At 73.0% G+C, this 25,320-nt stretch carries 25 protein-coding genes and 1 riboswitch; of the genes, 16 read left to right on the top strand and 9 right to left on the bottom strand.

The genetic code is table 11. The annotated features are described in order from the left end of the window. The first annotated feature begins 286 nt into the window (after positions 1-286). A complete protein-coding gene (locus KUM49_RS41390; protein WP_217242095.1) occupies positions 287-943 on the top strand; it encodes a DedA family protein in 657 nt (218 codons plus the stop codon). Between the two features lie 3 nt (positions 944-946). On the opposite strand, the gene KUM49_RS41385 is transcribed toward KUM49_RS41390, so the two are convergent. After that, complete coding sequence (locus KUM49_RS41385) at positions 947-1,477, bottom strand: gamma carbonic anhydrase family protein (RefSeq protein ID WP_217242094.1); 531 nt, start codon at positions 1,475-1,477, stop codon at positions 947-949. 107 nt (positions 1,478-1,584) lie between these two features. Between KUM49_RS41385 and KUM49_RS41380 the strand changes: the two genes are divergently transcribed. From KUM49_RS41380 to KUM49_RS41370, 3 genes are all read left to right on the top strand, one after another. Continuing rightward, positions 1,585-2,340 (top strand): acyltransferase, encoded by a 756-nt coding sequence (locus KUM49_RS41380; protein WP_217242093.1) that lies wholly within the window; start codon positions 1,585-1,587, stop codon positions 2,338-2,340. 148 nt (positions 2,341-2,488) lie between these two features. Continuing rightward, positions 2,489-3,061 (top strand): helix-turn-helix domain-containing protein, encoded by a 573-nt coding sequence (locus KUM49_RS41375; protein WP_217242092.1) that lies wholly within the window; start codon positions 2,489-2,491, stop codon positions 3,059-3,061. A gap of 31 nt (positions 3,062-3,092) precedes the next feature. After that, a complete protein-coding gene (locus KUM49_RS41370; protein ID WP_217242091.1) occupies positions 3,093-3,650 on the top strand; it encodes a YbaK/EbsC family protein in 558 nt (185 codons plus the stop codon). 3 nt (positions 3,651-3,653) lie between these two features. Here the strand turns inward: KUM49_RS41370 and KUM49_RS41365 are convergent, their stop codons facing one another. Further along, entirely contained in the window at positions 3,654-4,736 is a 1,083-nt protein-coding gene (locus KUM49_RS41365) for a cation diffusion facilitator family transporter (protein ID WP_217242090.1), read from the bottom strand. Positions 4,737-4,797: 61 nt separating this feature from the next. On the opposite strand from KUM49_RS41365, the gene KUM49_RS41360 reads away from it, so the two are divergent. After that, positions 4,798-5,157, top strand: a complete 360-nt coding sequence (locus KUM49_RS41360) for a metalloregulator ArsR/SmtB family transcription factor (protein ID WP_217242089.1) — start codon at positions 4,798-4,800, stop codon at positions 5,155-5,157. Between the two features lie 19 nt (positions 5,158-5,176). Here the strand turns inward: KUM49_RS41360 and KUM49_RS41355 are convergent, their stop codons facing one another. Further along, positions 5,177-6,394: a 4-hydroxybenzoate 3-monooxygenase gene (locus KUM49_RS41355; RefSeq protein ID WP_217242088.1), complete on the bottom strand. Its 1,218-nt coding sequence runs from the start codon at positions 6,392-6,394 to the stop codon at positions 5,177-5,179. Positions 6,395-6,475: 81 nt separating this feature from the next. After that, positions 6,476-6,883: a CoA-binding protein gene (locus KUM49_RS41350; RefSeq protein WP_217242087.1), complete on the bottom strand. Its 408-nt coding sequence runs from the start codon at positions 6,881-6,883 to the stop codon at positions 6,476-6,478. A gap of 75 nt (positions 6,884-6,958) precedes the next feature. After that, positions 6,959-7,149, top strand: a riboswitch (cobalamin riboswitch). 66 nt (positions 7,150-7,215) lie between these two features. On the opposite strand from KUM49_RS41350, the gene KUM49_RS41345 reads away from it, so the two are divergent. The 8 genes from KUM49_RS41345 (at position 7,216) to KUM49_RS41310 (ending at position 16,548) form a co-directional block, all read left to right on the top strand. Continuing rightward, the gene (locus tag KUM49_RS41345; protein WP_217242086.1) at positions 7,216-8,232 is read left to right on the top strand and encodes an ABC transporter substrate-binding protein; all 1,017 of its coding nucleotides are present in this window, start codon (positions 7,216-7,218) and stop codon (positions 8,230-8,232) included. Further along, complete coding sequence (locus tag KUM49_RS41340) at positions 8,229-9,242, top strand: iron ABC transporter permease (RefSeq protein WP_217242085.1); 1,014 nt, start codon at positions 8,229-8,231, stop codon at positions 9,240-9,242. The genes KUM49_RS41345 and KUM49_RS41340 overlap by 4 nt, the downstream gene beginning before the upstream one ends. Beyond that, entirely contained in the window at positions 9,239-10,060 is an 822-nt protein-coding gene (locus KUM49_RS41335; RefSeq protein WP_308406985.1) for an ABC transporter ATP-binding protein, read from the top strand. The genes KUM49_RS41340 and KUM49_RS41335 overlap by 4 nt, the downstream gene beginning before the upstream one ends. Positions 10,061-10,115: 55 nt before the next feature. After that, positions 10,116-10,850, top strand: a complete 735-nt coding sequence (locus tag KUM49_RS41330) for a hypothetical protein (protein WP_217242084.1) — start codon at positions 10,116-10,118, stop codon at positions 10,848-10,850. Beyond that, the gene (locus KUM49_RS41325; RefSeq protein WP_217242083.1) at positions 10,847-11,389 is read left to right on the top strand and encodes a histidine phosphatase family protein; all 543 of its coding nucleotides are present in this window, start codon (positions 10,847-10,849) and stop codon (positions 11,387-11,389) included. Before KUM49_RS41330 ends, KUM49_RS41325 begins: the two co-directional genes overlap by 4 nt. A gap of 52 nt (positions 11,390-11,441) precedes the next feature. Continuing rightward, complete coding sequence (locus tag KUM49_RS41320) at positions 11,442-12,068, top strand: YigZ family protein (protein ID WP_217242082.1); 627 nt, start codon at positions 11,442-11,444, stop codon at positions 12,066-12,068. 206 nt (positions 12,069-12,274) lie between these two features. After that, complete coding sequence (locus tag KUM49_RS41315) at positions 12,275-13,441, top strand: exonuclease SbcCD subunit D (protein ID WP_217242081.1); 1,167 nt, start codon at positions 12,275-12,277, stop codon at positions 13,439-13,441. Then, the gene (locus KUM49_RS41310; RefSeq protein ID WP_217242080.1) at positions 13,438-16,548 is read left to right on the top strand and encodes an AAA family ATPase; all 3,111 of its coding nucleotides are present in this window, start codon (positions 13,438-13,440) and stop codon (positions 16,546-16,548) included. The genes KUM49_RS41315 and KUM49_RS41310 overlap by 4 nt, the downstream gene beginning before the upstream one ends. Before the next feature lie 13 nt (positions 16,549-16,561). Here the strand turns inward: KUM49_RS41310 and KUM49_RS41305 are convergent, their stop codons facing one another. Beyond that, the gene (locus KUM49_RS41305; RefSeq protein WP_217242079.1) at positions 16,562-17,008 is read right to left on the bottom strand and encodes an Lrp/AsnC family transcriptional regulator; all 447 of its coding nucleotides are present in this window, start codon (positions 17,006-17,008) and stop codon (positions 16,562-16,564) included. Positions 17,009-17,132: 124 nt separating this feature from the next. Here KUM49_RS41305 and KUM49_RS41300 point away from each other — a divergent pair, with 124 nt between their 5' ends. Together KUM49_RS41300 and KUM49_RS41295 are read left to right on the top strand one after the other, a co-directional pair. Further along, complete coding sequence (locus tag KUM49_RS41300) at positions 17,133-17,621, top strand: rhodanese-like domain-containing protein (protein WP_217242078.1); 489 nt, start codon at positions 17,133-17,135, stop codon at positions 17,619-17,621. Between the two features lie 43 nt (positions 17,622-17,664). Beyond that, positions 17,665-18,180, top strand: coding sequence for an immunity 21 family protein (locus KUM49_RS41295; protein WP_217242077.1), 516 nt, complete (start codon positions 17,665-17,667; stop codon positions 18,178-18,180). A 144-nt stretch (positions 18,181-18,324) separates the two neighbouring features. Here the strand turns inward: KUM49_RS41295 and KUM49_RS41290 are convergent, their stop codons facing one another. Further along, positions 18,325-20,016 carry a DUF885 domain-containing protein gene (locus tag KUM49_RS41290; RefSeq protein ID WP_217242076.1) on the bottom strand — a complete coding sequence of 564 codons (1,692 nt, stop codon included), beginning with the start codon at positions 20,014-20,016 and terminating at the stop codon, positions 18,325-18,327. Positions 20,017-20,049: 33 nt separating this feature from the next. Next, a complete protein-coding gene (locus KUM49_RS41285; RefSeq protein ID WP_217242075.1) occupies positions 20,050-20,544 on the bottom strand; it encodes an Lrp/AsnC family transcriptional regulator in 495 nt (164 codons plus the stop codon). A 59-nt stretch (positions 20,545-20,603) separates the two neighbouring features. Here KUM49_RS41285 and KUM49_RS41280 point away from each other — a divergent pair, with 59 nt between their 5' ends. Continuing rightward, positions 20,604-21,845 (top strand): PLP-dependent aspartate aminotransferase family protein, encoded by a 1,242-nt coding sequence (locus tag KUM49_RS41280; protein WP_217242074.1) that lies wholly within the window; start codon positions 20,604-20,606, stop codon positions 21,843-21,845. Here the strand turns inward: KUM49_RS41280 and KUM49_RS41275 are convergent. Beyond that, positions 21,820-23,262, bottom strand: a complete 1,443-nt coding sequence (locus KUM49_RS41275; RefSeq protein WP_254402543.1) for a GNAT family N-acetyltransferase — start codon at positions 23,260-23,262, stop codon at positions 21,820-21,822. The two genes, KUM49_RS41280 and KUM49_RS41275, sit on opposite strands and share 26 nt — an antisense overlap. 142 nt (positions 23,263-23,404) lie before the next feature. Continuing rightward, the gene (locus tag KUM49_RS41270) at positions 23,405-24,979 is read right to left on the bottom strand and encodes an alkaline phosphatase (protein ID WP_217242072.1); all 1,575 of its coding nucleotides are present in this window, start codon (positions 24,977-24,979) and stop codon (positions 23,405-23,407) included. Positions 24,980-25,320 lie beyond the last annotated feature (341 nt).

Raw genomic sequence — 25,320 nt, 5'->3', positions numbered from 1 at the left:
CGTCGACGCCCTCCTCCGCCTTGCAGCTCGACGCACCAGGCCCCGCTCACCAGCGTCGACGAGGCGCCGCGGATGTCCTGCGACCTGATCCGCCGGACAGGCCCTAGTCAGTCAGCCAAAGGGGTCACCCCCTCAAAGGGGTCACCGTCCTCGTACCGTGAGCCGGGAACACCAGTGCGACCTGTGGGGCGCGGAGGCGTCCCGGTGACCCGGTAGGCTTCCCGGGCGTGCGCCTGTTCAGCGGGGCACGCGGGGAATGCAGGGACGCGAATCGGAGGAACCGGCGTTGCACGTCCAGGACTGGCTCGACACGGTGCCCGCGGTCGCCGTCTACGCCCTCGTGGGAATCGTCATCGGTCTGGAGAGCCTGGGCATCCCGCTGCCCGGCGAGATCATCCTGGTGTCGGCCGCATTGCTGTCCTCGCAGCACGCGGGCATCGACCCGGTGATCCTCGGGGTGTGTGCCACCGTCGGTGCCATCGTCGGCGACTCCATCGGCTACGCCATCGGCCGCAAGGGCGGACGCCCGCTGCTCGCCTGGCTCGGGAAGAAGTTCCCCAGGCACTTCAGCGAGGGACACATCGCCACGGCCGAGCGGTCCTTCGAGAAGTGGGGCATGTGGGCCGTCTTCTTCGGCCGCTTCGTCGCCCTGCTGCGGATCTTCGCCGGGCCGCTCGCGGGTGTGCTGCGGATGCCGTACTGGAAGTTCCTGATCGCCAACGTGCTCGGCGGGATCCTGTGGGCGGGCGGCACGACGGCCGTCATCTACTACGTCGGGATCGTCGCCGAGTCGTGGCTGAAGCGGTTCTCGTGGCTGGGACTGGTGGCGGCGGTGCTGGTGGGGCTCACGTCGATGCTGGTGCTGAAGCGCAAGGCGAAGAACGTGACGGCTCAGAAGCAGGCGGCCGAGCCCGAGCCGGTACCCGTCCCGGCCGCCGACTGACACTCAGTCCTGATGCACTTCGCTGTGCGCCTTCGCCAGGTCCGCGTACAGCGTCCCGTTCAGCGTGACCCCCTGACGCTCCTCCTCCGTCAGCTCCCGCCTCACCTTCGCGGGGACGCCCGCGACGAGTGAGCCGGGGGGCACCTGCATGCCCTGCGGCACCAACGCCTGCGCGGCGACCAGGGAACCTGCCCCGATCACCGCGCCGTTGAGGATCGTCGCCCCCATGCCGATCAGGCAGTCGTTCCAGACGCTCGCTCCATGGACGACGGCGTTGTGACCGACGGACACCCGCTCGCCGATCGTGACGGGGAAGCCGGGGTCGGCGTGGAGCGTGCAGTTGTCCTGGATGTTGCTCTGCGCTCCGACGGAGATCCGCTCGACGTCGCCGCGCAGCACCGCGCCGTACCAGACACTCGCCCCGGCCTCCAGCGTCACGTCCCCGATCACCGAGGCGGTGGGCGCCACGAACGCCTCCTCGTGGATGTTCGGTTCCCTGCCGCCGATGCCCGTGATCAACGCCTTCTGCCCCATCGCCCTCTCCCGTCGCCGACAACACCGGCACCGTACGCCACCGGGTGGGGCGAAGATCACAGCCCCTCGATCTCATCGGGTCACGTCACGCTGAGTACGGTGAGCGCGTGTCGAAGCGCAAGAACACGTTCTCATCCTGGCCGCGCGGCCTCGCGCAGCGGGCCGTGCACGCGGGCTGGGCCTGGGTGCAGCGCACCGGCTCCGTCACCGCCGAACACCCGGGACGGTTCCGCTTCGGCGCGCTGGGCACGGGCACCAGGCTGGCCTTCCCGCTCGGCACGGTCTTCGGCGAACCCTGGATCCACCTCGGGTCGCACTGCATCGTCGGCGAACAGGTCACCCTGACCGCCGGTCTGATGCCCGACCTCGACCTCGGCCCGGACGCCATCCTGCGCATCGGCGACGGAGTCGTCCTCGGCCGGGGCAGCCATGTCATCGCCGACACGACGGTCACCATCGGCAGCGACTGCTACTTCGGGCCGTACGTGTACGTCACGTCCACCAACCACTCGTACGACGACCCGCACGAGCCGATCGGCAGGCAGTGGCCCCGGATGGAGCCGGTGGAGATCGGGCCGGGTTGCTGGATCGGGACGGGGGCGGTGATCCTGCCCGGCGCGCGGATCGGGCGGAACGTGGTCGTCGCCGCCGGAGCGGTGGTCCGCGGTGTGGTGCCCGACCACGCCGTCGTGGCGGGGGCGCCCGCCCGGGTCGTGCGGCGCTGGACTCCCGGCGACGGCTGGCAGCCGCCGCTCCGGACGCCCGCACCGGTGCCGATTCCCGAGGGAGTCACCCCGGAACAGCTGCGCAGGCTGGCGGGCCTGGACGACGAGACCGCGGCGAAGCTCGCCGAGCTGGACTGACTCAGCCCGTCGCCACAAGCTCCCGCCCCCACCGACGGGTGGCCCCGCAGTACAGTGCGGTGAACGATGGGGTGCACCCACCGCAGTTCAGAGAACTGAACTCTCTCCCCTCTCTCATCCAAGACGGTGACTAGACGTTGGACGGAATGTGTCGGACCTCGACCTGCTGACCCAGTCCCTGGCACGCAACGTCAAGCACTGGCGCGCGGTGCGCGGCTTCACCCTCGACGTGCTCGCCGCCCGGGCCGGAGTCAGCCGCGGCATGCTCATCCAGATCGAGCAGTCCCGCACCAACCCCAGCCTCGGCACGGTCGTCAAGATCGGCGACGCGCTGGGGATCAGCATCACCACCCTGCTCGACTACGAACAGGGGCCGAAGGTCCGGGTCGTCCCCCCCGAGCAGGCCGTACGGCTGTGGCACACGGACGCAGGCAGCTACAACCTCCTCCTCGCCGGCACCGAGGCCCCCGGCCCGCTGGAGATGTGGGAGTGGCGGCTGATGCCGGGCGAGAACAGTTCCTCCGACCCGCACCCCGCCGGCACCGCCGAACTGCTCCACGTCACCGAAGGTGAACTGACGCTCACCGTGGACGGCGTGGAGTACCGCGTCCCGGCGGGCGCGACCGCCTCCTTCGAGGCCAACACCCCGCACACGTACGGCAATCAGGGCGACGTTCCGATGCGGATGCTGATGGCCGTCTCCGTCCCGCCCGTGCACTGAGACGGCCGTACGGCTTTGTTAGCGTGCGGTCATGGACGCACCCATCGGTCACTTCGACCGCGCCACTCCCGCCCCCGACTGCCTCGACGAGCTGACCGGCCCGGTCGCCGACGCCGTACGCCGCTGGAGCGGCAGCGTCCCCGCCGAGCAGATCGTCTACGTCGACACCGACCCGCAGTGGGCCGACACCGCCGTCTTCGTGGAGCACTACGGGCGCGAACTGCTGGAGCAGTCGGCGAACTGCGTGGTCGTCGCGGGCAAGCGCGGCGGCGAGAGCACCCTGGCCGCGTGCGTCGTGCTCTCCACCACCCGGGTCGACGTCAACGGCGTCGTCCGCCGACAGCTCGGCGCCCGCAAGGCCTCCTTCGCCTCGATGGACACGGCGACGGGTCGAACCGGCATGGAGTACGGCGGCGTCACCCCGATCGGACTGCCCGAGGGCTGGCCCGTGCTGGTGGACTCCGCCGTCGTCGACCTGCCGTACGTCCTGGTGGGCAGCGGACGGCGGCGCGGCAAGCTGCTGGTGCCGGGGAAGGCGTTCGAGGAGCTGCCGGGTGCGGTGGTGCTGGAAGGGCTGGGGCTCGCCTGACGCTCAGGCCGACCCGTGGTGGGCGAGGGCGTGGTGCGGGTCCGCCTCGCCCGGCACCGGTGCCGGGTCCGCGTGCACCAGGGCCGCGGTGAGGCGCGGGACGGCGTGCAGCAGGGCGTGTTCGGCGTCCACGGCGATGCCGTGCGCCTGGCGTACCGTCGCCTCGCCGTCCACCACGACCGCGACCTCGGCGCGCAGCCGGTGCCCGATCCAGCGCAGCCGCAGCTCGCCCACCTCCCGGACCCCTTCGACCTCCCGCAGGGCCTGCTCGGCGCGGTCCACCAGAGCCGGGTCGACGGCGTCCATCACCCGCCGGAACACCTCGCGTGCCGCGTCCCGGAGTACCAGGGTGATGGCGGCGGTGATCGCCAAGCCGACTATGGGGTCGGCCAGTTGCCACCCGAGGGCCGAGCCGCCCGCGCCCAACAGCACGGCCAGGGACGTGAATCCGTCCGTACGGGCGTGCAGACCGTCCGCGACCAGCGCGGCCGAGCCGATGTCACGGCCGACCCGGATCCGGTAACGGGCCACCCACTCGTTGCCCGCGAAACCGACCAGCGCGGCCACCGCGACCGCCGGCACGTGCTCGACGGGCCGCGGATCGAGCAGCCGGTCCATCGCCACCCAGCCCGCGAAGGCCGCCGACGCGGCGATCGTCAGCACGATCACGATGCCCGCAAGGTCCTCGGCGCGGCCGTAGCCGTAGGTGAAGCGGCGGGTCGCCGCGCGCCGGCCGAGCACGAACGCGATCCCGAGCGGTACGGCGGTCAGCGCGTCCGCGGTGTTGTGCACCGTGTCGCCGAGCAGCGCGACCGACCCGGAGACGGCCACCACGAACGCCTGCGCCAGGGCCGTCGCGCCCAGCACCGCCAGCGAGATCCACAGGGCCCGCATGCCGCGGGCAGAGGACTCCAGGGCGGAGTCGAGCTTGTCGGCGGTCTCGTGGGAGTGAGGGGTGAGGAGGTGGGTGAGGCGGCGGCGCAGGCCGGACGGCGGGTGGTGATGAGGGGCGTCGTGGTGATGGCCGTGGCCGTGGTCCTGGTGGTGTCGGTCGTGCCCGTGGTCGTGGTGGTGTCGGTCGTTCACGTGAGTCCCCTTCCGGCGTAAGGAGTGGACGCGCGACGCCCACGACCGCCATTATGTGCGTATGAGCGCACGCATGCACCTATCACCTGCGAACGATGCGCACCCGCGCACCCCGGGCGAGGAGCAGTTCGCGCTCGCCGCCGAACTGCTCGCCCTGCTCGGCGACCGGACCCGCCTCACCCTGCTGCACGCGCTGGCCGCGGGGGAGGCCGACGTCACGACGCTCACCAAGGCGTGCGGGGCGGCCCGGCCGGCCGTCAGCCAGCACCTGGCCAGGCTGCGGCTGGCCGGCCTGGTGAACACCCGCAAGGAAGGCCGCCGGGTGGTCTACTCCCTGCCCGACGGCCATCTCCGCCGGCTGGTGGACGAGGCGCTGAACGTGGCGGACCACCGGCTGACCGACCGGCCGCCGCACGACTGACGCACCAGGCCCGGCCGGGTCAGTACGCGGTGGCCGTGCCCAGGTACTGCTCGGCGAAGGCCGCCCCGGCGGCGGGCGAGGTGAACAGGCGGCGGAGTCGGGCGAAGGTGGTGCCCGCGCGGTAGGGGTCGCCCGACGAGGTGCCGTGGTAGACCTCGGAGAGCCACTGCGAGAACTCCTGGTAGTCCCACACCCGTCGCAGGCACGCCTCCGAATAGCCGTCCAGGCCGGACTCTTCGCCGTTGGTGAGGTACCCGGCAAGGGCGTCGCCGAGGAGGAAGGCGTCGTGCAGGGCGAGGTTCATGCCCTTCGCCGCGATGGGGGCGGTCAGGTGGGCGGCGTCCCCGGCCAGGAAGAGCCGGCCGAACACCATGGGTTCGACGACGTAGCCGTGCATGTCCAGGACGCGCTTCTCGATCAGCCGCCCCTCGGTGAGCGGACCGAGGCCCGTGGCCGCGAGCCGCTCCTGGAGCTCGGACCAGACGCGTTCGTGCGACCAGTTCTCCGGGTCGTCGCCGGGCGGGCACTCCAGGTAGTACCGGGTCACCTCGGGGCTGCGGGCCATGTGCCCGGCGAAGCCGTTCGGGTGGATGCCGAAGACGACACAGTCGTTGGACGGAGGAGCCTCGGCGAGCAGCGCCAGCCAGCCGATGCCGTAGTCGTGCCGGGAGACGTGCGCCTGCTCGGGCAGGGCGCCACTGGTCACCCCGCGCCCCCCGTCGCACCCCGCGACGAAGTCGCACGCGACGACCTCCCGCTCGCCCGACTCCGCCGGGACGTAGGACACCGAGGGATGGTCGGTGTCCAGGTCGTGCAGCCGGACGTCCCGCACACCGAACCGCACCTGCCCGCCCCGCACGTCCGCGTACTCGCGCACCAGGTCCGTCACCAGCAACGGCTGCGGATAGACGAAGTGGTGAGTCCCCGTCAGCTCGACGTACGAGAAGCGGAAGCGCTCACCGCCGAAGCGGAACTCGCACTCGGTGTGGAGCTGCGCGCGCTGCAGCAGGGTGTCCGCGAGACCGCGCTGCTGGAGCCCGCGCACGGCCCACTCCTCGATGACGCCCGCCCGCGGCCGCTGCTCGATGAACTCGCGCGTCTCCGTCTCCAGGACCAGGCAGTCGACGCCGGCGGCCCGCAGGATGTTGCCGACGGTGAGCCCGGCGGGCCCGGCGCCCACGACGACGACCGGAAAGCGTTGCGGAGCACCGGAGTTGGCGGAAGGGGTGGAGGTCACCCGAACATTATGTCGGTGCGTCCCGGAGCGATTCGCCGATCGTGGACGGACGCCGCGGGCAGGCGGCGGCGAGAGCGTCCGTCAGCCCAGGCGGGGGATCTCGATCGCCGGGCAGCGGTCCATCACCATCTCCAGCCCCGCGGCCCGGGTGCGGTCGTACGCGTCCTCGTCGACGACCCCGAGCTGGAACCAGACCGCCTGCGCACCCCTCGCCACCGCCTCGTCGGCGACCGCCCCGGCGAGGTCGCTGTTCACGAACACGTCCACGACGTCCACGTCGAAGGGGATGTCCGCGAGCGAGGCGTACCCGCGCTCCCCGTGGACGGTCTCCGCCTTGGGGTGCACCGGGACGACCCGCTTGCCGTAGCGCTGGAGCACCTCGGCCACGCCGTACGCGGCGCGCTGCCGGTTCGACGACAGGCCGACCACGGCCCAGGTGTCGCCGAGCCCGGTGAGGATCTTGCGGACCGTTGCCTCGTCGCCGTACACCGTGGGTCTCCCTGGGGCTCGTGAACGCTCTGACCTCCGGCACAACAGCGCGCCGCGACCGGTGATTCCCCTCCGTGATAGCTTGCCGGGGCCAGTCGAACCCATGACACGTGGGTCAGGGAATCCGGTGCGAATCCGGAACTGACGCGCAGCGGTGAGGGTGACGGGCGGGGCCTCGGCCACTGGACGACGCGTATGTCGTCTGGGAAGGCGCCCCGACCGGATGATCCCGAGTCCGAAGACCTGCTGGCGGCCCTCGCGGTGACGTACGGCGGGGGAGCACCGTACGACCGGGCTCCGCGTTCGAGCCCTCGACGATCGAGGACCACTCCGTGCAGACAGCACGTCTTGCCCTTCCCTCCGCCCTGCTCGCGGCCGGATCCCTGCTCCTGACCGGCTGCGGCGACGCCGCCACCACCGATGCCAAGGCCGCCGTCAGCCTCGACAACTGCGGCCGTACGGTGCGGGTCGAGGCCCCGCCCGAGCGGGCCGTCTCCCTCAACCAGGGCACCACCGAGATCATGCTCTCCCTCGGGCTCGCCGACCGCATGGCGGGCACGGCGACCTGGACCGACCCCGTGATGAACGGCCTGGAGAAGGCGAACGCGAACGTGGAGCGGATCGCCGACAACAACCCCTCCTTCGAGCGTGTCCTGGACGCCGAGCCGGACTTCGTCGCCGCCTCCTTCGTCTCCACGCTGGGGAAGGGGGGAGTGGCCTCGCGCGAGCAGTTCGAGAGGTTGGGCGTGCCCACCTACGTCTCCCCGTCCGACTGCGCCGGCAAGGACAACTCCGGCGACGGGGACGGCGCACGCTCCGAGCCCCTGACCGCCGAGGCCGTCTACGGCGAAATACGCGACCTGGCCGCCGTCTTCGGGGTGAGGGAGCGGGGCGAGAAGCTCGTCGGGCAGCTCGAGACGCGGATGACCAAGGCGACTGCCGGCATCGACGCCTCCGACGTGACCCTCCTGTACTGGTTCGCCAACTCCGAGTCGCCCTACATGGCGGGCTGCTGCGGCGCTCCCGGTGTCATCACCCGCTCCCTGGGTGCCAGGAACGTCTTCGACGACACGCACGACGAATGGCCGCAGATCAACTGGGAGACGGTCGCCGACCGCGACCCCGACGTCCTCGTCATCGGCGACCTGACCCGCAAGTCGCAGACCGCCGAGTCGGCCCGGAAGAAGATCGCCTTCCTGGAGTCCAACCCGGTCACCAGGAACATGACCGCTGTCCGGCACCAGCGGTACGTCCTGCTCAGCGGGCAGGCCATGAACCCGACCATCCGCACGATCGAGGGCGTGGAGAAGGTCGCGGCGGGCCTGCGCGAGTTCGGGCTCGTGAAGTGACCGCCCGGGCGGTCCTGCTCGGTGCGGCCGGGACGGTCCTGCTGTGCTGCTCCCTCGCCGTCGCCATCACCATCGGCCCGGCCGATATCCGGGTCGCCGACGTGTGGTCCGTCGTCGCGGCCCATCTGGGCCTCGGAACCTCGGAGTTGACGCCGATCCGGGACGGCATCGTGTGGCAGCTCAGGCTGCCGCGCACGCTCCTCGCGGCCGTGTGCGGCGCCGGACTCGCCGTGTGCGGGGCGGTGATGCAGTCGCTGCTGCGCAACCCGCTCGCCGACCCCTTCGTCCTCGGGGTGTCCTCGGGCGCGTCGACCGGGGCCGTGCTGGTGGTCGTGCTGGGCGTCGGCGGGGGCGCGGTGTCCGTCCCGGCGGGCGCGTTCCTGGGCGCCCTGGTGTCCTTCGCGCTCGTGCTGTTCCTCAGCCACACGCTCGGCGGCAGCACCGACCTGGTCGTCCTCGCCGGCGTCGCCGCCATGCAGCTCTTCTCCGCTCTGACCTCGTTCATCGTGATGACCGCCGCCGACGCCGAGACCACCCGGGGCGTCCTCTTCTGGCTCCTCGGCTCGCTCGGCGGGGCGGGCTGGACCGACGTGTGGGTGTGCTTCGCCGTCCTGGCCGTGGCCCTGGTGGTCTGCCTGTCGTACGCCCGCACCCTCGACGCCTTCGCCTTCGGGCAGGACGCGGCGGCCGCCCTCGGGGTGTCGGTGGCCCGCACCCGTCTGGTGCTGCTGTGCGTCACGGCCCTGCTCACGGCCGCGCTGGTCAGCTCGGCCGGCGCCATCGGCTTCGTCGGCCTGGTGCTGCCGCACGCCGCCCGCGCCCTGGTCGGCCCGGGCCACGCCCGGCTGCTGCCGGTCACCGCGCTGGCCGGGGCGGTCTTCCTGGTGTGGGTCGACACGCTGGCCCGCACGGTCCTCGACCCGCAGGAGGTGCCGGTGGGTGTGGTGACGTCCCTGATCGGAGTACCGGCCTTCGTGGCGGTGCTGTACCGGACGAGGAGAGTGCGGTGAAGGAGACCGTGCGCACGGCATCCGACGTGCCCGTCGCCACAGCCACGGGCGGCCTGCGCGCCGACCGCGTGAGCCGCCGAGCCGACGGTCGCCTCATCCTCGACGGCGTCACCCTCGCGCCCCACCAGGGCTCCACCGTCGGCCTCCTCGGCCCCAACGGCTCCGGCAAGTCCACACTGCTGCGCGTGCTGGCCGGCCTGCTCGGTCCGAGCGCCGGCGTCGTCACGCTCGACGGCACGCCCCTGGCCGGCCTGCCCCGCCGCGAGGTCGCCCGGCGCCTCGCCATGGTCGAGCAACAGGCCGACACCCAGGTCGAGTTGACGGTCCTGGACGTCGTACGACTCGGCCGCGTCCCGCATCGCCGCGCCTGGACGCCCGCCGCCGCACACGACGAGCGGGCCGTGCGGTCGGCCCTGGACCGTGCCGGGCTCGGCGACCGCGCCGACCAGCCCTGGCACACCCTGTCGGGCGGTGAGCGCCAGCGGGTCCAGATCGCCCGCGCGCTCGCCCAGGAGCCCCGCGAACTCCTCCTCGACGAACCCACCAACCACCTCGACATCCACCACCAGCTCGACCTGCTGTCCCTGGTCACCGCACTCCCGGTCACCACCGTCGTCGCCCTGCACGACCTCAACCTCGCCGCGATGTACTGCGACCGGGTGGTCGTCCTGCACACCGGCCGGGTCGTGGCGAGCGGCACCCCGGGCGACGTCCTGACCGAGCGGCTCATCGCCGAGGTGTACGGAGTGCGGTCCGCCGTGACCCGGCAGGGGCCCGAGGAGCGGCCCCATGTGCGGTTTCTGGGCACACTGACCTGAACGCGTGTTCGGTCAGGCGGTGGCGCGGTGCTGTCCGCCCGCCTACGCTCACTTCGTGCTGCGCATCATCGACGCCCGAACCGGCGAGCCCGTCGACCCCGCCCCCGCCCGCCGGGGTCTGACCCGTGTCCAGGCCCATGTGGCGGGCGACGACACCACCGCGCTGCGGGTGCTGCTCGTCGCCGACGTCCTGTTCCGGGCCCTCGAAATCGGCGGCACGCCCGTCTGGGCGCTGCTGACGGGGGAGCCGCAGCAGGCGGAACTGCGGGCGGCCGCGGCGGCCCTCGGCATCCGGCCGTTCGAGGACAGCCGGGAGGCGGAGGTCTCGTCGGGGCCGGGGCAGGCCCAGGTCATCCACGTGGTGGCGGAGAACGGGCCCGCCCCCGACGGCGTCCGCGTCACCGTCGGCGCCGTGGACCAGGCATCCCCCGCGATCCCGATCCCGGAGGGCGCCGACCCCGCCGACGTACGCCTCGCGCTGCTCTCCCGGCACCGGAGCGAGCCCGTGCGGCTCGACGCGGACACGCTGGGTGAGGCCCGCGAGACCCTCGCACGGTGGCGGCGCGCGGTCGCCGACTGGGCGCGCAAGCCGTCGCGGGCGATTCCCGAGGAGGTGCGCGGAGAGCTCCGTACCGCCTGGGAGGACGACCTGGACGTGTGCGCGGTGCTCCGGGTCCTCGGGTCGGTGGAGACCTCGGACCTGCCGGAAGGCGCCCGCTTCGAGACGTACGCCTACGCCGACCGGCTGCTGGGTCTCGAGCTCACCCGCGACGTGGGATCGGCGGCGTGATCGCCCGGGCGGGAGCGGGCCCGCTGCGTCACCTGCTCGTCCTGCGGCACGCCAAGTCCGCCTGGCCGGAGGGCGTCCCCGACCACGAACGCCCCCTCGCCCCGCGCGGCCGCCGGGACGCACCGGCCGCGGGCCGGGCCCTCGCCGAGGCGGACCTGTTGCCGGACCTCGCCGTGTGCTCCACCGCCGTACGCGCCCGGCAGACCTGGGAGCTGGCCTCCGCGCAGTGGGGCACACCGCCGCCGGTGCGGTTCGAGAGGCGGGTGTACGCGGCGGACGTGTCCGATCTGCTGGCCGTCGTGCACGAGACGCCCGCACAGGTCGACACGCTGCTGCTGGCAGGGCACAACCCCGGCCTGGAGGAACTGGTCCTCGACCTCGCGGGGGACGGCCTCGACGACGCGCTGGACGAGGTCCGCCTGAAGTTCCCGACCTCGGCGATCGCGGTCCTCGCCTGGCGCGGAACCGTCTGGTCGGACCTCGCCTCGGGCACGGCCCTGCTGACGGACGTGATCGTCGCGCGCGGCGGGAAGAAGTGACCGCGAGCCGGCCGAGGACGGGGAGGCGGACCAGCCCGCATAGGGTGGCCCGATGCAGGACGAGTACCGCACAGTGGCCCGGGCGGGCGTGCACGAGACCGAGGTCAACCGCTCCCGCTTCCTGTGCGCCCTCGCCCCGGCGGCCACCGAGCAGGAGGCCCAGGACTTCGTCGCGGGCATCCGGAAGCGGCACGCGGACGCCACGCACAACTGCTTCGCGTACGTCATCGGCGCCGACGCCGCGATCCAGAAGGCGAGCGACGACGGCGAACCCGGCGGTACCGCGGGTGTCCCCATGCTGCAGATGCTGCTGCGCCGCGACATGCGGTACGTCGTCGCCGTCGTCACCCGCTACTACGGCGGCGTCAAACTCGGCGCGGGCGGGCTCATCCGGGCCTACGGCGGAGCGGTCGGCGAGGCCCTGGACACCCTCGGCACCCTCACCCGCCGCCGCTTCCGGCTGGCCACGGTGACGGTCGACCACCAGCGCGCCGGCAAGGTCCACAACGACCTGCGGGCGACGGGCCGCCAGGTACGGGACGTGCGCTACGGCGAGGCGGTCACGATCGAGATCGGCCTGCCGGACGCCGACGTCGAGGCCTTCCGGGCATGGCTCGCGGACACGACCGCGGGAACGGCCGGGTTCGCACTGGGCGGGGAGGCGTACGGGGACGCCTGACCCCACAGCCGGCCCGGCCACGTCGCACATCGGCGCATCAAGGACATTCCCCTTCATCTGCTGCCGGATGGGCGTGACGGTCTGAGGTTCGTGGTGGATCAGATGCCGACAGGCGTTAGCGTGGTGGATGCTGACGGCGCGCTTGTGTCGGTTCGTGCTGGTTCCAGGGGAGTTGTAGGGGGAGATATGCGGGTCGGAGTGGATTTGTGAGATTGCTGCACACTTCCGACTGGCATCTCGGCCGGGCGTTTCACCGGGTGAACATGCTCGGAGCCCAGGCGGAGTTCATCGGCCACCTCGTCACGACCGTGCGCGAGCGCGGCGTGGACGCGGTCGTCGTGTCGGGGGACGTGTACGACCGCGCGGTGCCGCCGCTCGCCGCGGTCGAGCTGTTCGACGACGCCCTGCACCGCCTCGCCGACCTCGGCGTCCCCACCGTGATGATCTCCGGCAACCACGACTCGGCCCGCCGGCTGGGCGTGGGCGCGGGCCTCATCGACCGCGCGGGCATCCACCTGCGGACCGATCCCTCGGCGTGCGGCACGCCGGTGGTGCTGTCCGACGCCCATGGTGACGTGGCCTTCTACGGCCTGCCGTACCTCGAACCCGCCCTGGTGAAGGACGAGTTCGGCGTGGACAGGGGGGCCGGGCACGAGGCCGTGCTCGCGGCCGCCATGGACCGTGTCCGCGCGGACCTCGGCAGGCGCGCGCCCGGCACCCGTTCCGTCGTCCTCGCGCACGCCTTCGTCACCGGTGGCGAGGCCAGCGACAGCGAGCGGGACATCACGGTCGGGGGAGTGGCCGCCGTGCCCGCCGGCGTCTTCGACGGCGTCGACTACGCGGCACTCGGGCACCTGCACGGCTGCCAGACCATCACCGGGCGCGTGCGCTACTCCGGCTCCCCGCTGCCGTACTCCTTCTCGGAGGCCGAGCACCGCAAGACCATGTGGCTCGTCGACCTGGACGCCGATGGTTCCGTCACCGCCGAGCGTGTCGACTGCCCGGTCCCGCGCGCGCTGGCCCGTATCCGGGGACACCTGGAGGACCTGCTCGTCGACCCGGACCTCGGCCGGCACGAGGAGGCCTGGGTCGAGGCGACCCTCACCGACCCGGTCCGCCCCGCCGACCCCATGGCCCGGCTCAGCGAGCGCTTCCCGCACACGCTCAGCCTCGTCTTCGACCCCGAACGGGCGGCGGACGACCCCGCCGTGTCGTACGCCAGGCGGCTCGCCGGGCGCACCGACCAGCAGATCGCGGAGGACTTCGTGGCCCACGTGCGGGGCGCCGGACCCGACGAACGCGAACAGGTGGTACTGCGGGACGCGTTCGACGCGGCGCGTGCGGACGACGCCGTGCGGGAGGTGGCGCGGTGAGGCTGCACCAGCTCGAGATCACCGCGTTCGGGCCCTTCGGCGGGTCCCAGACGGTCGACTTCGACGACCTGTCGGCCGCAGGGATCTTCCTGCTGCACGGGCCGACCGGCGCCGGGAAGACCTCCGTCCTGGACGCCGTGTGCTACGCCCTTTACGGCTCCGTGCCGGGCGCCCGGCAGTCCGGACAGGGACTGTCGCTGCGCAGCGACCACGCCGCGGCCGGTACAAGGACCGCGGTCCGCCTCGAACTCACCGTCGCCGGACGCCGGTTGGAGGTCACCCGGCAGCCGCCCTGGGCGCGGCCGAAGAAGCGCGGCTCGGGCACGACGCTCGACAAGGCCCAGAGCTGGCTGCGCGAGTACGACGCGGCGGCCGGCGCCTGGAAGGACCTGAGCCGCTCCCATCAGGAGATCGGCGAGGAGATCACCCAGCTGCTCGGCATGAGCCGCGAGCAGTTCTGCCAGGTCGTCCTGTTGCCCCAGGGCGACTTCGCGCGGTTCCTGCGCGCCGACGCCGAGGCGCGCGGCAGGCTGCTCGGGCGCCTCTTCGACACCCACCGCTTCGCCGAGGTCGAGAAGCGGCTCGCCGAACGCCGCCGCGCCACCGAGACCCAGGTGCGTGACGGGGACTCCGAGCTGCTGGCCGACGCGCACCGCATGCAGCAGGCCGCCGGTGCCGCCATGGAGCTGCCGGAGCTGACGCCGGGCGAGCCCGGCCTGGCCGACGCCGTCCTCGGCGCGGCCGCGATCGCCCGCAGCACCGTCCGCGAACAGCTGACCATCGCCCACGGCCGACTCACGGCCGCCGAGTCCGCCCAGGCCGCGGCCGACCGGGCGCTGGCCGACGTACGCGAACTGGCCCGCCTGCAGCGGCGGTTCGCCGACGCGCGGGACCGGGCCGCCCTGCTGGAGGAGCGCGCCGACGGCTACCGCCAGGCGCAGCAGCGCATGGAACGGGCCCGCAAGGCGGAGGCCGTGGCGCCCGCGCTGGACCTGCGGGAGGCGGCGGACACGGAACACCGGCGGGCCGCGGCGGCGGAGGCACGCGCGCGTGCCCTGCTGCTGGACGCCCTCGAAGACGGCGAGGCGGATTTCCCGCCCGGCGCCGTTCTCCGCGAAGGGCAGGCGCCTGCCGGACCGGAGGACGCCGGTGCCGACCCGCACACGCCTGCCCGGCCGCCGGCCGCTTTCGCCGACGCCGGTGCCGCCGGACTCGCCGCCGCCGCGCGGCGGGCCGCCGAGGAGCTGGGCGGGCTGGAGTCCGCCCGTCGCGGCGAGCGTCGGCTGGCGGAACTCGTCGCGGAGCGGGCCGCGTTGGAGCGCCAGGAGCGGGACGACGAGGACGTCCGGCAGGAGGCCGAGGCCTGGCTCGCCGGGTGGGAGACGACCCGGGCCGGACTGCAGAGCCGTATCGAGTCCGCGCAGGAGGCCGCCGCCAGGGCCGAACAGCTCGCCGTCCAGCGCGAACCCGCCCAGCGGCGGCTCCGGGCGGCCCGGCAGCGCGACCAGTTCGCAATCGACACGGACGCCGCGCAGCGCCAGGCACTCGCCTCGGCCGAACGGGCCGTACAAGCCCGCACCCGCTGGCTCGACCTCAAGGAGCAGCGCCTGAACGGCATCGCCGCCGAACTGGCCGCGAATCTCGCCGACGGCGAGCCGTGCGCCGTCTGCGGAGCCACCGAACACCCCGCCCCCGCCCGCAAGATCGCCGGGCACGTCGGCCGCGAGGCGGAGGAGAACGCCCTCGCCGCCTACCAGAGCGCCGACGAACAGCGCGCCGAGGACGAACGGCGCCTGGGCGTCGCACGAGAGGCACTGGCCGCCGCCACCGCGGAGGCCGGCGACTCGCCCACAAACCAACTCGCGCGAGAAGCCGACGAGTTGGAACGGCTCTACGCGCAGGCACGCCGGGACGCCTCCGTGCTGCACCCCGCGCACGAGGAGCTGCGCCGGGCCCAGGCCGAACACGAGCAGCGGACCGCCGCCCAGCAGCAGGCGGCGGTCCGAACCGCCTCCCGGGTCGGCCATCGCGAGCGGCTCGACCGCGAAAGGACCGGCCTGGAAGAGGAGTTGGCGCAGGCCCGCGGCGCCGCCGACAGCGTGGCCGCACGGGCGGCGCAGCTGGAGCGGCGGGTCACGCTGCTCACCGACGCCGCCGACACCGCACGCGCCGCCGACGACACCGCCCAGCGCCTCAAGGACGCCGACGCCCGCCTCGCGGACGCCGCTTTCCGCGCCGGGTTCGACACCCCGCAGGCCGCGGCCGCCGCCCTCCTCGACGAGGCGGCCCACCGCGAGCTACAACGACGGCTGGACGCCTGGCAGTCCGAGGAGGCCGCCGTACGCGCCGTCCTCGCCGAGGCCGACAGCGCGGCCGCCGCCCAGCAGCCCGCGGCCGACCTCACCGCGGCGGAACAGGCCGCGGCCGCCGCGGCCCGGCGGCTGCGCGAGTCCGCCTCCGCGCGCGACGCGGCGGCCCGCCGCTGCACCGAACTCGACCGCCTGTCCGCGCGGGCGGCCGCGGGAGTACGACGCCTTGCGCCCCTGCGCGAGGAGTACGACCGCGTGGCCCGCCTGGCGGGCCTGGCCGCCGGCACCTCGGCGGACAACGAACGCAGGATGCGGCTGGAGTCGTACGTGCTGGCGGCCCGGCTGGAACAGGTGGCCGCCGCCGCGACCGTACGACTCCAGCGCATGTCGTCCGGCCGTTACACCCTCGTCCACTCCGACGACCGCAGCGGACGCGGACGCAGCGGCCTCGGACTGCACGTCGTCGACGCCTGGACCGGCCGGGAGCGGGACACGGCGACGCTGTCCGGTGGCGAGACCTTCTTCGCCTCGCTCGCCCTCGCCCTCGGCCTCGCGGACGTCGTCACCGACGAGGCGGGCGGGGTCCGCCTGGACACCCTCTTCATCGACGAGGGCTTCGGCAGCCTCGACGACCAGACCCTCGACGAGGTCCTCGACGTCCTCGACTCGCTGCGCGAACGCGACCGCAGCGTGGGCATCGTCAGCCATGTCGCCGACCTGCGACGGCGCATCCACGCGCAGCTGGAGGTCGTGAAGGGGCGCTCGGGGTCGGTGCTGCGGCAGCGGGGCGTCGGATAGCGCTGCGCCGACGTCAGCGGCCCAGGGGCCGCCGGGGCAGCGGCGAGGAGTAGACGACGCTCGTGGTCACCGAGCCCAGCGCGCCGATCCTGCCCGCCACCTCTTCCAGATGGCGCATCGAACTCGCCGTGACCTTGATGACGAAGCAGTCGTCGCCCGTCACGTGGTGCGCCTCCAGGATCTCCGGCGTCACCGCGACCAGGTCGTGGAAGGGCTTGTAGTTGCCGTTCGGATAGCGCAGCCGGACGAAGGCCAGGATCGGCAGGCCGAGCCGCTCGGGGTCCACGACGGCCGCGTATCCCTGGATGACACCGGCCTCCTCCAGCCGCCGTACCCGCTCGGTCACCGCGCTCGGCGACATGGACACGGCGCGGGCCAGCTCGGCGAAACTTGCCCGGCCCTCCCGCTGGAGGACATCGAGGATGCGCCAGTCGGTGGCGTCCGGGGAATACACGGTCATGTCCGAGGGATAGCAGGGGAATCCCCGGCCCGGCAAGGCCTACGCCGGGGAATGCCACTTCAGGTTGCCGGTCACCGGCCGTAGATTTCCGGTCACGGAGAACGACCACGGAAAGGGCCTCGACATGACCACCACCCCCACGACGACCACCGCCGACCCCGTCCTGCGCGTCGCCCCCGCCGCGCCGGCCGAGGCCGCCGCCTACTTCCGGGCGAGCCTCGTCTTCCACGCCGACGTGTCCGACGTCGCCGCCGCGCTCGCGGCCGACGGCGAGTCCGGCTTCGTCGTCCTCGACTCCCGTTCCACCGAGTCCTGGGACCAGGGCCATGTGCCGGGCGCGGTCCATCTGCCGACCGCGCTCATCCCCGAGCAGGCCGAGCAGCTTCTCGACAAGTCCGTGCCGGTGGTGACGTATTGCTGGGGTCCCGGCTGCAACGGCGCCACCCGGGCCGCCCTCGCCCTCGCCGAACTCGGCTACCGGGTCAAGGAGATGCTCGGCGGCTTCGAGTACTGGGCGCGTGAGGGCTTCGAGTTCGAGACCGGGCAGGGCCGCGAGCGGCGCGAGGCCGATCCGCTGACCGCGCCGGCGGACGCGGAGAACTGCGGCTGCTGAGGCCGCAGTCCGGTGGACTTTGCGGGAGTGTAGGTTCTGGCGCATGGTGCGATACGCGGAGCCGGGCACGGTGGACTGGGTGGAGTCGGGCGGCGGTCCGCTCATAGCGGTGCCGGAGACGGTCCTGCCGTTCTGGGCGGGAGCCGACGGGGACGAGACGGCGTCCGACTACGACCGGGCGTGCGAGGTGGACGGCTTCATCGGCCTGCTGCCCGTCGGGGACAGCGCCGCGCTGGTGTTCGGCGACGATCCCGCCTCCACCGCCTACCTGCCGGACCACCAGACCTTCGTACGGTGGTCCGCGGCCGACTCCGAGGCCGCGCTCCTCGCGGAGGTGCCGGCGGCGCTCGACGCGGCGGCATGGGAGCCGGAGGTGTACTGGAAAGTGCCCGGCGCGGTCCTGCTGTTCGACGCGGCCTGGCCCGGCGCCGCCTCCGCACGCACCGACCACGTGCGGGTCGTCCTCGATCCCGGCCGCTACGCCGTCCGCGCGGCGCAGGTGCGGCCCGGCCCCGAGACGTGGCTGGGACTTGTCCAGCTGCGGCGGCTGCCGGACTGACCGCGGGTGTGGTCCGGCCCCCTCGCCGACCGGCCCGGCGCCCCCGCCCGCCTCATCGCGCGGCTTGCGACGGACGAGGCGGGCCGGGGCACCGGTGACGTGATCGGCTCGGCGGGTGGATCGCGGCGCTGACCCTGCGAAGGGCTACAGCTGGGACAGCTCGTCCACCAGGTCGTCAAGGCCCAGCGAGCCCTGCGAAAGGGCCGCCATGTGCCAGGCCTTGAGGTCGAAGGCGTCGCCGTGCCGCGCTCGGGCGTTCTCCCGGCCGAGCAGCCAGGCCCGCTCGCCGAGCTTGTAGCCGATGGCCTGCCCCGGGATCGTCAGATAGCGGGTCAGCTCGCTCTCCACGTAGTCCGCCGGACGGCTGCTGTGCGCTCCGAAGAACTCCTGCGCCAGCTCGGGCGTCCAGCGCTCGCCAGGGTGGAAGGGAGACTCCGCGGGGATCTCCAGCTCCAGGTGCATGCCGATGTCGACGATGACCCGGGCGGCCCGCATCATCTGCGCGTCGAGGTAGCCGAGCCGCTGCTCCGCGTCCGTGAGGAAGCCGAGCTCGTCCATCAGGCGCTCCGCGTACAGCGCCCAGCCCTCCGCGTTGGCGCTGACCATGCCGATGGACGCCTGGTAGCGGGAGAGGTCCTTCGCCACGTGCGTCCACTGCGCGAGCTGGAGGTGGTGACCCGGGACGCCCTCGTGGTACCAGGTCGAGACGAGGTCGTAGACCGGGAACCGGGTCAGGCCCATCGTCGGCAGCCAGGTGCGGCCCGGGCGGGAGAAGTCCTCCGACGGGGGCGTGTAGTACGGGGCCGCCGCGCCGCCGGGCGGGGCGATCCGGGACTCCACCTTCCGGACCCGCTCGGCCAGTTCGAAGTGCGTGCCGTCGAGCGTCTCGATGGCCTGGTCCATCAGGCCCTGCAACCAGTCGCGGACCTCGTCGACGCCCTCGATGTGCTTGCCGTGCTCGTCGAGGTGGGCGAGCGCCACCCACGGCGTCTCGGCGCCGGGCAGGATCTTCTCGGCCTCCTGCTTCATCTCGGCGAGCAGCCGGTGGTACTCGGCCCAGCCGTACGCGTACGCCTCGTCCAGGTCTAGGTCGGTGCCGTTGAAGTAGCGGGACCAGCGGGCGTAGCGCTCCCGGCCCACCGTGTTCGGGGCGCCCTCGACGGCCGGCGCGTACACCTCGCGCATCCAGTCGCGGAGCTCGGCCACGGCCGCGGTCGCCGTGCGGGCGGCCTCGTCGAGTTCGGTGCGCAGCGCGTCGGGGCCGGCCGCCGCGAAGTCCTCGAACCAGCCGCGGCCCTTGCCGTCCGTGTCGGACCACTCGGCGAGCTGCTCGACGAAGGTGGCCGTCGGACGCGGGCTCGCGTACAGCTTGCGCTCCAGGCCCAACGTGAGGGATTCGCGGTACCCCGCCAGGGCGGTGGGCACCGCGCGCAGCCGCTCGGCGACGGCCGTCCAGTCCTCGTCGGTCTCCGTCGGCGTGACCGTGAAGACCTCGCGTACGGAGTGCGCGGGTGTGGCCATGTTGCCGACCGTGCGCAGCCCCTCGTCCGCCTCGTGCACGGCGAGCTCCGCACCGAGCCGTTCACGCAGCAGCCGCGCGCACCGGCGCTCGATGTCACTGTCCGCACCGGGCTGCCGCTCGGCCTCGTCGAGCCTCGCGAGTGTCGTCCGCTGGAGTTCCGCGAGCGCCTCCTGGCCCGCGGGCGAGAGGTCGGGCAGCCTGCCGGAACTCTCCTTCACGCCGAGATACGTACCGGTGACCGGGTCGAGGGCGATGAGTTCGTCGACGTACGCGTCGGCGACCTCACGGGGCAGCGGGCTCTTGGTCTCAGACATGGGGACCATCCTCGTACGACGGGTCGCCGCACGTCACCCGGATTGAGCCGACGGCGTAGCGGGCGGGAGGAGGGGCCCGCAGTCCCACTGCTGGAAGATCAACCGGGTCTCCACGCGGGCCACTTCGCGCCGGGACGTGAACTCGTCGATGACCAGGCGTTGCAGGTCGGTCATGTCCGCGACGGCCACATGGACGAGGTAGTCGTCCGGGCCGGTGAGGTGGAAGACGGTCCGGGACTCCGCGAGCGCCCGGATCCGCTCCACGAAGGGGCCCACCAACTCCCGCCGGTGCGGCCTGACCTGCACGGACAGCAGCGCCTGAAGGCCACGGCCCAGCTTGGCGGGGTCGAGCCGGAGCTGATGGCCGAGGATGACGCCCGCGCGGCGCAGCCGGGTCACCCGGTCCAGACAGGTCGACGGGGCGACGCCGACCTGCGCGGCGAGGTCCCGGTAGGTGGTCCGGGCGTCGTTCTGCAACAGCCGCAGCAGATGCAGGTCCACCGGATCCAGTACGACAGATTCGGACATCGGCCGAACGTAGCACGGGCATTCGCCCCCGTCCCCCGTCCGGTGTTCACCCTTGCGTCATGGACACAGCGAGCAGGGAGGCGTCGTCGTACGACGCCGTACGCACCGCCACGAGAGCACTGGCCACCGAGGCCGTCCACGCCGGCCGCGACGACCTCGCCCGGCAGGGACTGCACGCCCCGCCGATCGACCTGTCCACCACCTATCCCTCGTACGACAGCCGCGGCGAGGCCGCCCGGATCGACGCCTTCGCGACCACGGGCGCCGAGCCTCAGGGCCCGCCCGTCTACGGGCGGCTCGGCAACCCGACCGTCGCCCGCTTCGAGACCGCCCTGGCCCGTCTGGAGGGCACCGGGGCCGCGGTCGCGTTCGCCAGCGGGATGGCCGCGCTGAGCGCCGTCCTTCTCGTGCGGTCCTCCCTGGGCCTGCGGCACGTCGTGGCCGTACGCCCGCTGTACGGCTGCAGTGACCACCTGCTCACCGCCGGGCTGCTCGGCTCCGAGGTGACCTGGACCGACCCGGCGGGGATCGCGGACGCGCTGCGGCCGGACACCGGCCTGGTGATGGTGGAGTCCCCGGCCAATCCCACGCTCGCCGAGGTGGACCTGAGGGCCGTCGCCCACGCCTGCGGCTCAGTGCCGCTGCTCGCGGACAACACGTTCGCCACACCCGTACTCCAGCGTCCCGCCGAGGACGGCGCGAGGCTGGTGCTGCACAGCGCGACGAAGTACCTCGGCGGGCACGGGGACGTCATGGCCGGGGTCGTGGCCTGCGACGAGGAGTTCGCCGGGCGGCTGCGGCAGGTCCGGTTCGCCACGGGCGGTGTGCTGCATCCGCTGGCCGGCTATCTGCTGCTGCGCGGCCTCGCGACCCTGCCGGTGCGGGTCCGGGCCGCGTCCGCGAACGCCGCCGAACTCGCCCGGCGCCTCGCGGCCGACCCGCGTGTCGGCCGCGTCCACTATCCGCGCATCGGCGGCGCGATGATCGCCTTCGAGGCGGAGGGCGACCCGCACGAGGTCATCGGCGGCGTCCGCCTGATCACCCCTGCCGTGAGCCTCGGCAGCGTCGACACCCTCATCCAGCACCCGGCGTCCATCAGCCACCGCATCGTGGCCGCCGAGGACCGGCGGGGCGCCGGTGTGAGCGACCGCCTGCTGCGGCTGTCGGTGGGCCTGGAGGACGTCGAGGACCTGTGGGAGGACCTGGACCGGGCGCTGGGCGAACGGTCCGACAGGGTGTGTCGGACCGTTCGCCCGGCCAAAGAGCCCGCGGCACCTAGTCCCGCACGGTCTCCTCGCTGAACTCCCGCTCCCGCTGCCGCTCGTACGGCGGACGGGCCGCGACCGAAGCCGCGTCCAGGCGGGCCGTGATCACCAGGGTGCCCTCCTCGATCTGGTAGTCGAGGGGGAGGCCCAGGCCGCGCATCGCGGCGACCATGCCGGTGTTGGACGCCTGCGTCACCGCGTACACGCTCGCGCAGCCGGCCTCGACGGCCATCGCCACCAGCCGGCCGAGGAGTTCGCCGCCGATGCCGCGCCGCTGCCAGGCGTCCTCGATGAGGAGGGCGACCTCCGTCTCGTCCCCGTCCCACAGCAGGTGACCGAGCCCGACGACGCGTCCGGAGGCGGTCCGCACGGTGAGGGTCCGGCCGAAGCGGGGGCTGAGCAGGTGGTTGAGGTAGCGGTCGGCGTCACCGACCGGGCCGTGGTACCGCATGCCGAGAGTGCGCTGCGAGCACCGCTCGTGCATCGCCCTCGCGGCCTCCAGGTCACCCGTGTCGGCCCGGCGCACGGTGATGTCGCTGCCCTCGGGGAGCGTCAGCACGTCGTGGCTGCGCGGCACCCGCGGACCGAGCTGCGCGTCCAGCTCCATCAGGGCCCGCACCCGCGCGAACTCGGTCGGCGTGAACGGCAGGTACGGCCGCTCCACGGTGATCACTCCGCCCTCCGGCGCCCGCAGCCGCATCACGGTGTCCTCCAGGATCCCTTCCGCGGGTACCGCCTCGGGCCCTGCGCCGCCACCGGCCACCGGCTTCGCGGGCTGCGAGCGGATGGTGCACCGGCCCAGCAACTGCCGCAGCGCGAGCGGCAGTTCCGCCGCGTCCAGGGCCGTGCGGGCGGCGAGGCCCAGGACGCGGGTCGGCGCGTCCACCAGGTCGTGGGCGTCGGCCCGCTCGATCCAGGTGTCGCTGCCGCCGGCCAGCGCGACCGCGCGGGTGATCTCGCTGCCCGCGAGGTCTCCGGGGGCGCGCAGCAGGAACTCGTCCACGGTGCCGTCGGCCAGCGGGTGCGTCTGCAGGCTGAGGATGTCGACGCGCTGCCCGGCGAGGGCCGTGCACAGGGCGGCCAGCGAGCCCGGCGCGTCCTTCACCGTGGTCCGCATCCGCCACAGCGTGCTCTCCTCGGCCACCGGGTCCGGTGTCGCCGACGCCTGGTCGGACGGCCCGGCCTGCTGCTCGGTGGGCAGCGGCCGGGCACCGGTATCGCCCGTCGGGGGCGCGTGACCGTGGCGGCGTGACCACCATGTGTGGAACCCCGCCGTGGCGACCAGGACGATCGCGGAGATCGCCAGCAGCGCGGGGCCGTCGGGCCCGTGCCCGACCAGGTTCGCCACGGCGTCCGCCACCGCCACGGCCGTGAACAGGGCGGCGAGTTCGACCACGTCGCGCCGCCAGTGGTGGACGGGGCGACCGTTCTTGGCGCGCGTCACATCGGACATTTTTCGAGTCATGCAGCCACTGTGGAGGAACGGTGTTGCGTGATCACGAACGCTTTGTGACTGATCGGTAAAAGATAGTTCCGTACCTTTTGTTTTTCTTTATACGATTCTGATGTGGCCGTTGCGGGCTCCTGCTTGCCCGTTACTGGCCGACCCGGCCCGGCTGGAGCGCCTGTGTGAACAACACGGTGCCGTCCTGTTCCCGCAGCCGTACCGTCATCTCCGCGCTGTTCCCGTCGATGTCGACCTCGCCGAAGAACTGGTATCCGCCTGCCGGGGAGACGTTGGCCGTGGTGGGCGCCTTCACGAAGACGCGGTCCGGGCCGAAGGTGCCGTCCAGCGCGTTCGCCGGGAAGGCGCCCGCGTTGAGCGGTCCGGAGACGAACTCCCAGAACGGCGCGAAGTCCTTGAACGCGGCCCGCGACGGGTCGTAGTGCTGGGCCGAGGTGTAGTGGACGTCGGCCGTGAGCCACACCGTGCCGGTGATCCGCCGGTGCTTGACGAACCGCAGAAGCTCGGCGATCTGCAGCTCCCGGCCGAGCGGCGCGCCGGGATCGCCCTGCGCGACCGCCTCGATGTTGGGCTTGCCGTCGCCGGTGTCCGGGACGACCAGGCCGAGCGGCATGTCGGAGGCGATCACCTTCCACACCGCCCGGGAGCGGGCCAGCTCGCGCTTGAGCCATTCCAGCTGCTCGCGGCCGAGGATGCCCTGCGGGTCGGTGGTCTGGTTGTCCGGCGAGTTCGCGTTGCGGTACGTGCGCATGTCCAGGACGAAGACGTCGAGGAGCGGGCCGTGGTGCTGCACCCGGTGGACCCGGCCGTCGGGGCGGCGCAGGGTCGAGATCGGGAAGTACTCCGAGAAGGCCTGCCGGGCGCGGGCGGCGAGGACGTCGACGTTCTTCTCCGTGTACCGGGTGTCGGCGAGGATTTCCCCCGGGAACCAGTTGTTGGTGACCTCGTGGTCGTCCCACTGGATGATGGAGGGGACCCGGGCGTTGAAGCGCCTGAGGTTCTCGTCGAGCAGGTTGTAGCGGAAGTTGCCGCGGAACTCCGCCAGCGTCTCGGCGACCTTGGACTTCTCCTCGGTGGTGATGTTCCGCCAGGTCCGCCCGTCCGGCAGGGCCACGGTCTCGGTGAGCGGTCCGTCGGCGTAGATGTTGTCGCCGCTGCAGAGGAAGAAGTCCGGGTCGAGGGCGCCCATCGCCTCGTAGATGCGGTAGCCGCCGAGCTCAGGGTTGATGCCCCAGCCCTGCCCGGCCAGATCGCCCGACCAGACGAACCGCACGCCGTCGCGTCGCCGGTCGGACGCCGTACGGAATGTGCCGGTCACCGGCTCGCCGGTGCGGCGCGGGTCGTCCGGGTCGGCGAGCAGTACGCGGTAGTGGATCTGCTCGCCGACCGGCAGCCCGCGCAGCCGGGTCGTGCCCGCGAAGTCCGTGTCCGCGCCGAGCAGCGGCCCGTGCCATCGGCGCGCGTTGCGGAACGACTCGGTGGCGGACGTCTCCACGACCATCCGCGCCGGACGGTCGGAACGCACCCACACGAGCCCGGAGTCGCTGGTGACGTCTCCCGTCTGCACGCCCCAGCCCGCCCGGGGGCGCCCGGACAGCGCGAAGGCGGGCGCCGCACCGACGGCGGGGGACAGGGTCAGGGCCGCCGAGGCGGCCAGGGAGCCGCGCAGGACGCTGCGGCGGCCCGGGAACGGACGGTGTGTCATGGATGCGCCTCCGGGGACGGGTTCCGGCCAGTGTGCAGTGACACAACTACTGGTACGGCGCAGCCCGCACGGAAACCACGGGTGAACACGTGGACAACGCACCGCGGGACGGGAAAACCGGCACCGGGCACCGGCCGGACGCGGACGCACGTCAAGGTCTTCGCGTGCCGGCGGGCTCCGCGGCGCCCGGCGGCGGGACGCTGCGCCGGCTCGCCCCGCCGTCCGTGGGGCGCCGGCCGTACCCCGTCCGTGATGGGCACGCGCGTCGGCGGAGGGAAGCCGAGTCGTCCACGCCACGGCCGGGCGGCAGGCCGTCTGTCGGCTACGGGAACGAGGACGAG

Origin of the sequence: Streptomyces sp. AC555_RSS877, assembly GCF_019049245.1 — a bacterium.
Classification (GTDB): domain Bacteria; phylum Actinomycetota; class Actinomycetes; order Streptomycetales; family Streptomycetaceae; genus Streptomyces.
Note: the sequence above shows the minus strand (reverse complement) of the source record. Positions and strands in the feature narration are given on the sequence as shown.

Coding starts and splice junctions, on each gene's coding strand:
- KUM49_RS41305 (WP_217242079.1), bottom strand. CDS start 17,008: ATGACCGTGTATTCCCCGGACGCCACCGACTGGCGCATCCTCGATGTC.
- KUM49_RS41370 (WP_217242091.1), top strand. CDS start 3,093: ATGGACGCACCCATCGGTCACTTCGACCGCGCCACTCCCGCCCCCGAC.
- KUM49_RS41270 (WP_217242072.1), bottom strand. CDS start 24,979: ATGACACACCGTCCGTTCCCGGGCCGCCGCAGCGTCCTGCGCGGCTCC.
- KUM49_RS41290 (WP_217242076.1), bottom strand. CDS start 20,016: ATGTCTGAGACCAAGAGCCCGCTGCCCCGTGAGGTCGCCGACGCGTAC.
- KUM49_RS41275 (WP_254402543.1), bottom strand. CDS start 23,262: ATGTCCGATGTGACGCGCGCCAAGAACGGTCGCCCCGTCCACCACTGG.
- KUM49_RS41300 (WP_217242078.1), top strand. CDS start 17,133: ATGACCACCACCCCCACGACGACCACCGCCGACCCCGTCCTGCGCGTC.
- KUM49_RS41320 (WP_217242082.1), top strand. CDS start 11,442: ATGCAGGACGAGTACCGCACAGTGGCCCGGGCGGGCGTGCACGAGACC.
- KUM49_RS41360 (WP_217242089.1), top strand. CDS start 4,798: ATGAGCGCACGCATGCACCTATCACCTGCGAACGATGCGCACCCGCGC.
- KUM49_RS41280 (WP_217242074.1), top strand. CDS start 20,604: ATGGACACAGCGAGCAGGGAGGCGTCGTCGTACGACGCCGTACGCACC.
- KUM49_RS41295 (WP_217242077.1), top strand. CDS start 17,665: ATGGTGCGATACGCGGAGCCGGGCACGGTGGACTGGGTGGAGTCGGGC.
- KUM49_RS41385 (WP_217242094.1), bottom strand. CDS start 1,477: ATGGGGCAGAAGGCGTTGATCACGGGCATCGGCGGCAGGGAACCGAAC.
- KUM49_RS41285 (WP_217242075.1), bottom strand. CDS start 20,544: ATGTCCGAATCTGTCGTACTGGATCCGGTGGACCTGCATCTGCTGCGG.